The sequence below is a fragment of the bacterium genome (assembly GCA_040756715.1).
Classification (GTDB): Bacteria; UBA9089; UBA9088; order UBA9088; family UBA9088; genus JBFLYE01.
In genome coordinates, this window is the sequence record JBFLYE010000183.1 from 1 (window position 1) to 9,196 (window position 9,196).

General features: G+C 37.3%; 9 protein-coding genes. 5 read left to right on the top strand and 4 right to left on the bottom strand.

All coding sequences use genetic code 11. The features are described from left to right. The first annotated feature begins 317 nt into the window (after positions 1-317). Genes AB1397_06865 through AB1397_06885 form a run of 5 tightly spaced genes read left to right on the top strand, consistent with a single transcriptional unit; the run spans position 318 to position 6,319 of the window. On the top strand, positions 318-479 hold the full coding sequence (locus AB1397_06865; protein ID MEW6482698.1) for a hypothetical protein: 162 nt from the start codon (positions 318-320) through the stop codon (positions 477-479). Between the two features lie 46 nt (positions 480-525). After that, positions 526-1,308, top strand: coding sequence for an electron transfer flavoprotein subunit beta/FixA family protein (locus tag AB1397_06870; protein ID MEW6482699.1), 783 nt, complete (start codon positions 526-528; stop codon positions 1,306-1,308). After that, positions 1,308-3,752 (top strand): DNA polymerase I, encoded by a 2,445-nt coding sequence (gene polA, locus AB1397_06875; GenBank protein MEW6482700.1) that lies wholly within the window; start codon positions 1,308-1,310, stop codon positions 3,750-3,752. The genes AB1397_06870 and polA overlap by 1 nt, the downstream gene beginning before the upstream one ends. Beyond that, positions 3,727-5,964 (top strand): hypothetical protein, encoded by a 2,238-nt coding sequence (locus AB1397_06880; GenBank protein ID MEW6482701.1) that lies wholly within the window; start codon positions 3,727-3,729, stop codon positions 5,962-5,964. Before polA ends, AB1397_06880 begins: the two co-directional genes overlap by 26 nt. A gap of 22 nt (positions 5,965-5,986) precedes the next feature. After that, entirely contained in the window at positions 5,987-6,319 is a 333-nt protein-coding gene (locus AB1397_06885; protein ID MEW6482702.1) for a hypothetical protein, read from the top strand. Between the two features lie 90 nt (positions 6,320-6,409). Here the strand turns inward: AB1397_06885 and AB1397_06890 are convergent, their stop codons facing one another. From AB1397_06890 to AB1397_06905, 4 genes are all read right to left on the bottom strand, one after another. Beyond that, positions 6,410-7,213 (bottom strand): aspartate dehydrogenase, encoded by an 804-nt coding sequence (locus AB1397_06890; GenBank protein MEW6482703.1) that lies wholly within the window; start codon positions 7,211-7,213, stop codon positions 6,410-6,412. Positions 7,214-7,239: 26 nt separating this feature from the next. Continuing rightward, positions 7,240-7,914 (bottom strand): NAD-binding protein, encoded by a 675-nt coding sequence (locus AB1397_06895; GenBank protein MEW6482704.1) that lies wholly within the window; start codon positions 7,912-7,914, stop codon positions 7,240-7,242. Positions 7,915-7,957: 43 nt separating this feature from the next. Then, a complete protein-coding gene (locus tag AB1397_06900; protein ID MEW6482705.1) occupies positions 7,958-8,569 on the bottom strand; it encodes a TrkA family potassium uptake protein in 612 nt (203 codons plus the stop codon). 1 nt (position 8,570) lies between these two features. Continuing rightward, positions 8,571-9,196: NAD-dependent epimerase/dehydratase family protein (locus AB1397_06905; protein ID MEW6482706.1), on the bottom strand; the 626-nt coding region annotated here is incomplete at its 5' end.

Sequence of the window (9,196 nt, forward strand, 5' to 3'; positions counted from 1 at the left end):
TTTTATAAAATTTTTTCCCTTTTAATTCAAAATTCAACATTCAAAATTCATAATTTTATAAAGTTTTCCTTAAGATTATCTAAACACATACATTTTGTAAAGCGTTATGGAATTAACTATAAATCTCTCCACCCATATTAGATGAATTAGAAAGATCCCTTGTATGGGATAAAAATGGATACCATGTACAGAGAGGCAGTCACTTATAGAGCAAATTTATTTTGGATTTTTTTGTCATATTTTTGGTATAATAACGAGGGATATTTTAAAAGATTATTTTCTTCGGCTCTTTAGTAAATAAGGTTGTAAAAGAATGGATGAGACTAGCTGATGAGGATGTAAGGGTAGCGGAGATTGTTTTGGATGAAGGAATATATAATCAGACCTGTTTTTATTCTCAACATCCTGATGCCATTATTGGAAGTCTACCTGATGGATTGCCCAATAAGGAAAATGCCCAAGAGGCTCTTGTGATATAGCTTATGAGGTTTTTAGTTTTGTTAAGGGTCTTTTGATAGAGGCTAAATGAACATCATTGTCTGTATAAAGCAGGTGCCTGATACAACATTAGTAAGAATTGACCCAGAGACAAATACCATCATTAGAGAGGGTGTTCCATCCATAATTAACCCATTTGATACAAATGCCATTGAGACAGGGCTGCAAGTTAAAGAAAAATATGGGGGGAAAACAATTGCCATTACAATGGGTCCTTCCCAAGCAAGCGAAGCCTTAAGGGAGGCAATATCAATGGGCATAGATGAGGCATACCTCATATCTGACAAAGCATTTGCCGGCTCTGATACATTGGCAACCTCAATGGTTTTAAGCTTTGCCATAAAAAAGCTTGGATTTTCCCTGATTATCTGTGGAAAGCAGGCTATAGATGGCGATACAGCACAGGTTGGACCTGAGATTGCAGAATTGCTTGATATACCTCATATCTCTTATGTCTGTAAGCTACCAGAAATAATGGATGGAAAGATAAGGGCAGAGAGGGAGCTTGATGAGGCTTATGAAATAATAGAAGCTGATTTGCCTTGTCTTATCACAGTAACCAAGCAGATAAATGAGCCAAGGATGGCAGGATTAAAGAGAAAGCTTTTTGCAAAGGCCATGCAAATTCCAATTTTAACAAAGAAAGGGCTTGAAATAGATGAAAACCTTTGTGGTCTCCCTGGTTCTCCTACACAGGTGGTAAGAATATTCACCCCTCCTAAAAAAGAGGGAAAGAAACTTTCTGGAAGCCCTGAGGAGATGGTAAGCACATTGATAAAGGAGCTTAGGGAAAGGATGGTTATAATGTAATGAGCAAACTCTATCTCATTGATGGCCATTCAATGGCATATCGAGCATTCTATGCTATTTCTTCCCTTACAACATCAAGGGGAGAGCCAACAAATGCAATTTATGGCTTCACAATTATGCTCCTTAAAATTTTAAAAGAAGAAATGCCCGATTATCTGTGTATTTGCTTTGATTCAAAAACACCTACCTTTAGGCACAATATATATCCAAAATATAAGGCACATCGAGAGAGGATGCCAGAGGAGATGCATATTCAGATACCCTTAATTTTTGAGGCAATAAAACACTTGGGATGTTTTTCTGCCTCCCTTGATGGGTATGAGGCAGATGACCTTATTGCCTCCTGTGTCAAAAGATTTGAAAACGATGTAGATGAGATTTTTATCCTTACCCAGGACAAAGATATGTTTTCCCTTATTTCCGAAAAGACAAGGGTGGTATGCTGTAAGAAAGGGGTTATAGAAAAAACAATCTTTGACCCTTTAAAAACCATTGAAAAATTTGGGGTTCCTCCAGAAAGTATTTTAGACCTTCTCTCCTTAATTGGCGATAGCTCAGATAATATCCCAGGAGCAAAGGGCATCGGAGAAAAAACTGGGGTTGAGCTTATTAAAAAATACGAAAGCCTGGAAAATATTCTAAAAAAACCAGAGATAATTGAAGAGCAAAAGATAAGAACTCTCATTGAAAAAGAGAAAGGGATGATAGAATTAAGTAGAGAGCTTGTTTGTCTAAAGGACGACCTTCCCCTTAATTTTTCACTTTCCGACCTTAAGATAAAAACAATGGATAAAAAATCCCTCCTTTCTTTATTTTTAGAGCTTGAATTTAAAACATTGATCAAGGAGATGTCCTTAAAGGAGGAGAAAGAGAGGGAAATGTTGCCATTTTCTTTAATTTCAACAGAGGAAGGGATTTCTCTATTTCTTAAAGAGAATAAGCTCATTATCTCTGATGGTTCTAATTCCTTCTTTTCCTCCTTTGATGAAGCAAAGACTTTGCTTGAGGATAAAAATATAGAAAAGATAGGCTTTGACTTAAAATCCCTCATTATCCTTTTTAAAAAACAGGGTATAAATTTAAATGGGGGCTTATTTGACATTATGATTGCTTCTTATCTTCTTAACCCAGGCTTAAAGCAGAACATTGATGATATATTTATAAGAAACCTTCCCAATGAAACCCCTGATGCAATGGGCATATTCAAGCTAAAGGGAAAATTGGAAAAAAAGCTAAAGGAAGAAGGTCTTTTTGGAGTATTTGAGGAATTGGAGATGCCTCTGGTAAATGTCCTTTCCGAGATGGAAGCTTCTGGGATAATGGTTGATAAGAAATACCTTGTAGAATTTGGCGGTGAGCTAAATGAGAAAATCTCTCTTTTAAGTGAAAAGATATATAGCTTTGCGGGAGAATTTAATCTAAACTCACCAAAACAGCTTTCCTTTATTCTATTTGAAAAGCTAAATCTTCCCATAATAAAAAGGGGAAAAACCGGGCCATCCACCGATGAGGAGGTTCTTGTTTCTCTATCAAAGCTACATCCCTTACCAAAGCTTATTCTAGATTATCGGGAGCTTGCAAAGCTTAAATCGACCTATACGGACGGCATTATTCCCCTGATTGGAGAGGATGGAAGGGTTCATACCTCATTTAATCAGACAATTACAGCCACAGGAAGGCTTTCATCAAGCAATCCAAATCTACAGAATATCCCCATAAGGACAGAGGTTGGAAAAAAAATAAGAAGGGCATTTGTGGCTAGTTCTTCAAATGTATTTCTAAAGGCAGATTATTCACAAATTGAGCTTCGTATCCTTGCCCATATCTCAAAAGACAAAGCCCTTATTTCCTCATTTATTGCCGGTGAGGACATCCATTCAAATACAGCATCAGAGATTTATGGTAGCTCAAAGATAACAGAGGAAATGAGGCGTCAGGCAAAGACGATAAACTTTGGGATAGTATATGGAATGAGTGCTTATGGCTTATCAAAGGAGCTTGGTATATCACCAAATAATGCACAGGAGATGATTGATAGGTATTTTATCCTCCATCCAGGGGTTTTAATGTATATCCAGGAAACAATACAAAAGGCAAGGGAGCTTGGATATGTTGAAACCCTATGGAAAAGAAAAAGGTTCATCCCAGAAATACTTAGCAAAAATAAAGGAATTCGTGAGTTTGCAGAAAGACAGGCGATAAATATGCCCATTCAGGGAACCTGTGCAGATTTGATAAAAAAGGCAATGATTGATGTTTATAAAAGCCTTCCCTCTAATTGCAAGCTCCTCCTTCAGGTTCACGATGAGCTTCTGTTTGAAATTCCAGAGAAAGAATCATCTAAGATAGCACCAATTGTCATAGAGTCTATGAAGAACGCAGGTAAATTTGATGTGCCAATAGAGGTAAATATATCCATTGGCAAGAATTGGGGAGAGCTTTAATTTTTGTATGTGTTTAGCCTTTATTCTCATCTTAATTTTTGTTTTTATTTATTTCTTTGATGCTGCCACCTTAAGGGGATTCTGGATAACCGGAGACCTAGGCTATTCTGACCTTACCGATTATTATTTTCCCCTTAAGTGCTATCTAGAAGAGTGCCTTAAGGATTTTTCTCTTCCCCTATGGTGTCCTTATGTCCTATCTGGAATACCAATATTAAGTGAAGGAGAAATTGGTGCATTTCATCCATTAAATATTATCTTTTTCTTAATTTTAGACCCTTTCTCTGCCTATAATTTAACAACCATAATCTCATTTTTTATAGCAGGGTTTTCCCTATTCTTATTCTGCCAGACAATTGGCTTGAAATTTTTCCCATCCGTTTTATCCTCAATATCCTTTACATTCTCTGGTTATCTTATAACCCACCTTAAACATCCATCTAATTTGATGACAGCCTCTTTTTTTCCATTTCTTTTTTATTTTGCAGAGAGGTTTATTCAAGAAGGAAGACTTTATTTTGCCATCACAGGTGGAATTATCCTTTCTTTGCAGGTATTTTCAGGCCATCCCCAGATTATGGTCTATACAAATTTTGCCTTGTCCCTTTATTTTTTCTTTCGCTTTATCATTATATGTTTAGAGGAGAGAAAAAAGAAGAAAAGAAAATTCCTCCCTTTATTCCTTAAGCTTTTATTTATTCCCCTCATCCTCATCATAGGTTTTTCCCTTTCTGCTTGTCAGCTTTTTCCAACCTTTGAATTGCTTAAACATTCTGGAAGGAGGCTTGGAGAGGCAATCCATGAGCTAGAGAGATTTCCATTTCACCCAAAGGAGCTTATAAACTTTGTCCTTCCATATTTTTATGGAGACCCGGCATTAGCTACATATAAAACAGAATGGAATAGCCTTTTCTGGGAGAATACAGGCTATATTGGAATTCTTCCTTTAATTGCCTCTTTTCTTTCCCTGTTTTGGATAAGAAAAAATAGGTATATTTTATTCTTCGGCACCTCTTTTTTCTTCTTTCTCCTTCTCTCCTTTGGAAAATATAGCCCTTTCTTGTTTCTTCTTAAAATGTCCCCTTTTTCAAGCTATAGGTTTCCCAATCGGTTTTTGCTCCTGGTAGATTTTTCCTTAGCAATACTTGCTGGGTTTGGGATTCAGCTTATTTTAGAGAAGATAAAAAATTTTTCTATGAAAACAATCGCTTATATCGTTGTAATTATTATTACCTTCCTTGATTTATATAAATTTGGAGCACATCATAACCCCTGCGTTTTAATGAAAGATTGGAAGAAAATCCCAGAGGTTGTAAAATTCCTTAAAAGCGATAAAGATATATTTAGGGTCTATTCTATTGGAAGCATAATAAGCAGAAATACCCTCTATTACAAATACGGCTGGCTTAAAAACAAAAATTGGCATCTTCAAAATAGAGAAACCCTATCTGTAAACACAAATGCAATTTATCATCTTTCAAGCCCCGGGGTTTATCTTACCCTCTTTCCCTTAAGGCCATTTATCTTTGAAATGGCATTAGGAGGCGGTTTTATTCTTTCGTCATCAAATTGGACAGGCATTGTTCCTGATAATACCATAAAGCTTTTAAGCCTCCTTAATGTAAAATACCTTGTCTCCTGTTTTTCCCTTTCTAGTAAAGCAATTGAGCTGGTAAAGGAGATTAAAATGGATTGGGATTTACCATCGGTTAAGGTTTATCGGAATAACAATGTTTTCCCAAGGGCATTTCTTGTTCCCTGCTGCAAAAAAATCTATGATCCCAATACAATAATTGATGAGATTCTAAAGGATGAATTTGACCCAAGGTATGAGGTAATATTGGAGGAAGAGGCCCCTTCTGGCTCATTTTCTATTTTTGACTCATCCTGCAAGATAGAGGAATATAAAACAGATTATGTAAAAATAGCCTGTGAGATGAAAGAAAATGGCTTTTTGTTTCTTTCTGATTCACATTACCCAGGGTGGAAGGCGTATATTAAGAGTCAAGAGTCAAGAGTCAAGAGTCAAGAGTCAGAGGTGAAGGTTTATTATGCAAATTGTGCATTTAGGGCTGTATTTTTAAAGAAAGGGAAATATGAGGTTGTTTTTCGCTATAAACCCAGCTCATTTTATAAGGGAGGAATTATAAGCCTGGTTGCTTTTTTATTGGTTATTTGTTTATTATTCAAATTTAAAGGTTGCAAAATTTAAATTTATGTTTTATAATTAAATTATGACAGAGAACATCGGAAGGTTTTTAGAGGGAATTGCTGAATCTATGGTAAGGACAGAAATTATCCTCTTCTTCCATAGAAATCAGTTTGCCATGGATGTAGCAAGGAATATTGCCAGGTGGATAGGAAGGGATATAGCCGTTGTTGAAAAGGAGCTTGATAACCTTGTTGAGCAAAAAATCCTTGACCGGATGGGAACAGGACCCTCTGCTATTTATTCCTATACCCAGGATGTTGAAATCATTGAAACCATAGATAAATTTGTCACAGAGCTTACCTTGGGAAGGGAAAAGGTAAGAAGGGCAATGGAAGGTTTAAAGCCCTCCCTTTAAGGGTCTTAAGAGTCTAACGAGTCTAAAAAGTTATTAACTCTACAAACCCTTGATCTCTGACCCTTTGACTCTCTGGCTCTTAAGACTCTGTTATGTTCCTATTTTCAAAGAGGCGAGAATGGATTTTAATGTTGCAATAGCAGATAAAGAAGCAAGGTAGCTTGTCTTTGGATTGTCTTTTGAGGGAAGATTTTCGCACCTTATATTTATCCTTCCAAAATCTCCAATTATCAAAATCTCATGGATATTCTTATTGCTCTTCGGATCTGCTATTATTTCAACCTCTGTCTTATCCTCTCCTATTCCAGCAAGGCTTAATGTGGCAGAAACATTTACATTGGCTGGAAATCCCTTTATCGCATCAAAGGCTGTGCCTTTAAATATTCTTGTCTTATCTTTAATATTCAAAAGATCTATGCCCTTTTCTTCAATATATGGAGCCCCCAAAAGCCCTTTGGGAGGCTTTCTTGTCTTTAAGATGACTTTTTCAATATTTCCTAATAAAGCTCCCTTTAACCCATCAATTCCTGCGATTGCTCCAGATGGAACATAGATTTTTATCCCTTTATCTTCTGCCCTTTTAAGCAATTTTTCCTCTCCTAACAATCCACCAACGCTCATTACCATTAGGTCTTTTTTTTCCGAAATAACCAATGGAAGAACCTCCTTTACAACCTTTATAGAAGATGCTTCGATGATAAGGTCTGCTTTCTTTACAACCTCTGGAATATCAACAATCTCTGGTTTCTTTGGAAAAAGAGAGGCTGTTTTTTCTGCCCTTTCTTTATTTTGGTCACAAAGGCATACTAAAGAAAGGGAAGGAATATTTAAAATTGCCTTCGCAATACAAGAACCAATCGCACCACATCCAATTAACCCAAGTTTAATCATCATTTAGCCATTAGCCTAAAAATTCTAAATTATTCTAAGTCTACCTCTCCCAGCAATGCCTTAAGGAGGTCTTCCTCTTTTTCAATTGGGCCAATAGCAATAACATCATCACCAGCCTCTAACATTACCTTTGGATTCGGAGAAATAACCTCATTTTTTCTAAGAATAGCCACAATTGCCGTGTTTTTTGGAAGGGAAAGCCCTTCAATAAGCCTGCCTTTTGCTGGTGATTCTTCACTAAGATCAACCCTTACAATGGAAAGATTTCCCTTCTTGAATGTAAGAAGATCCATAAAATCATCCATTGATGCCTCTTCCTCAATTATCTTTGTAATGATGGAGGTTGAGTTTATGGAAATGTCAACGCCAAGCTGGTTAAATATGTGCTCATTCTTTGGGTCATTTACCCTTGCCACGGTTCTTGGAATATTAAATATCTCCTTTGCAAGCTGAGAAATAACAAGGTTGTCTTCATCGCTTCCTGTTGCTGCAACAATAACATCAGCCCTCTCTGCCCCTGCATCCTTAAGGGTTTGGGATTCACAACCATCTCCGTGGATAACAAGAATACCAGAAAGCTTCTCTGCAAGTTCACTGGCTAGGGCTTTGTTCTTTTCAACAAGAGAAACCTCATTTTTGTTCTTAGCAAGCATATTGCTCAAATGAAAACCAACCTTTCCTCCCCCAACAATGATGATATACATTAGAGCATCCTACTAGCACCAGAGCAGCCTACTAGCATCAGCATCATTCTTCTCTTTTTATTCCGACAAGGATATCTCCCATTTTTGGTCTATCCTCTTTATCTGGCTTGATTATCTCCTTTTGTCTCATTATAGCAACAACCTCTATTTTTTCCTTTTTCTCTATTTTCTCTATTTTCTCTTTGGCAAGCTCCTCGCTTACCTCTATCTCTATAAACATTGCATCATCCCTTAAGAATGAATGATGAATAAAATGGGGGTGTATAAGCTTGTCCTTAATAAGCTTGGCAATGAGGGTTGTTCCTCCAATCACATCAAGGCCAAGCTCCTCATATGTTTCCTCCCTCTTTGGATCATAAATCCTTGCGATAACCTTCTTTATCCCAAAGAGCTTCTTTGCCACCTGGGCAGCGATAATATTAGCATTATCCCGATCAGAGACACAAGCAATAGCATCAGCCCTTTCAATCCCAGCTTCTTTTAGGTCATCCAAATTAAACCCAGATCCTTCTACGGTTATCCCATTAAATCCTCCTCCCAGCTTTGAGAATGCCTCTGGATTTTTGTCCATAACAACCACATTATGGCCCTCCTTTGAAAGAAGCAAGGCAAGCTCGCTTCCTACCCTTCCACAGCCAATGATAATTACATACATTTCAATTTCGGATTGTAGATTGATACCAATCTATTGTTCTTCTTATTCCCTCTTCAAAGTTGACCTTTAAGGAGGCACCAAGCACTTCTTTAAGCCTTGATATGTCTGCCGGGTTTCTGGGAGGGTCCCCTTTAATGGGAGGAAGATATTCTATCTTTAGTTCTTCCCCCAAAATCTTTTTAATAATTTCCACAAGATAATTTATAGAAACCTCATTAGGGTTGGCAAGGTTTATTGTCTTTCCTATAGCACTATCAACCTCTGATGCCTTTATGGTAAGGTCAGTAACATCAGAGACATAGGTAAAATTTCTTTTCTGTTCACCATTTCCATAGATGGTAAGGGGTTTATAGGAAAAGGCACAATAGATAAACTTGGCAATCACCCCTGCCTTATCAATATCTCCCAGTTGACGCGGCCCATAGACCGAAAAATACCTCAAGGTAACAAAAGGCAAGCCATATAGCTCATAATATATCCTTGCATAATGCTCGCCGGCAAGCTTTCCTACGCCGTATGGATGGGGAGGCGAAAGGGGCATATCTTCGGAAAGCAATCTATCCCTTACGCCTGCATATATCGATGAACTTGAGATATTGATAAACCTTGAAATACCAGCCCTACGGG

Bases quoted from the DNA above. Each gene is read 5' to 3' on its own strand.
- AB1397_06900 (MEW6482705.1), bottom strand. From the start codon at position 8,569: ATGTATGTAATTATCATTGGCTGTGGAAGGGTAGGAAGCGAGCTTGCC.
- AB1397_06865 (MEW6482698.1), top strand. From the start codon at position 318: ATGAGACTAGCTGATGAGGATGTAAGGGTAGCGGAGATTGTTTTGGAT.
- polA (MEW6482700.1), top strand. From the start codon at position 1,308: ATGAGCAAACTCTATCTCATTGATGGCCATTCAATGGCATATCGAGCA.
- AB1397_06890 (MEW6482703.1), bottom strand. From the start codon at position 7,213: ATGATGATTAAACTTGGGTTAATTGGATGTGGTGCGATTGGTTCTTGT.
- AB1397_06885 (MEW6482702.1), top strand. From the start codon at position 5,987: ATGACAGAGAACATCGGAAGGTTTTTAGAGGGAATTGCTGAATCTATG.
- AB1397_06895 (MEW6482704.1), bottom strand. From the start codon at position 7,914: ATGTATATCATCATTGTTGGGGGAGGAAAGGTTGGTTTTCATTTGAGC.
- AB1397_06870 (MEW6482699.1), top strand. From the start codon at position 526: ATGAACATCATTGTCTGTATAAAGCAGGTGCCTGATACAACATTAGTA.